General features: G+C 59.8%; 1 protein-coding gene. It reads right to left on the bottom strand.

Features of this window, described 5'->3' with window-relative positions; all coding sequences use genetic code 11:
* Positions 1–356 (bottom strand): DDE-type integrase/transposase/recombinase (locus tag JIN78_RS17050; RefSeq protein WP_200393198.1); only part of this gene is annotated, 356 nt, incomplete at both ends.

A 356-nucleotide genomic window follows, 5' to 3' on the forward strand; every position in this document is an offset into this window, starting at 1 on the left:
GCCCGCACAGAGCCCGATGAGGGTGGCGTGTTCGTGGAGGTAAATTTCCTCATACTTCACACTGCGCCAGAGTCGCTCGATGAAGACGTTGTCCATCCAGCGGCCCTTGCCATCCATGCTGACTCGGACTCCCTTCTCTTCCAAGCGACCAATCCATTCCCCGGAGGTGAACTGGCAGCCTTGGTCGGTGTTGAAAATCCCGGGAACAGCCCCGGTGTTGGCAAAGGCCTTTTCCAGCGCTTCCAGGCAAAGGCCGGTCTCCATGGTGTTGGAGAGCGACCAGCCCAGAACCCGGCGCGAATACCAGTCCATGACCGCGCACAAATAGGCGTTGCCGCGCGGCATGGGGATATACG

The sequence above is a fragment of the Roseibacillus ishigakijimensis genome, from assembly GCF_016595415.1.
Lineage (GTDB): Bacteria > Verrucomicrobiota > Verrucomicrobiia > Verrucomicrobiales > Akkermansiaceae > Roseibacillus > Roseibacillus ishigakijimensis.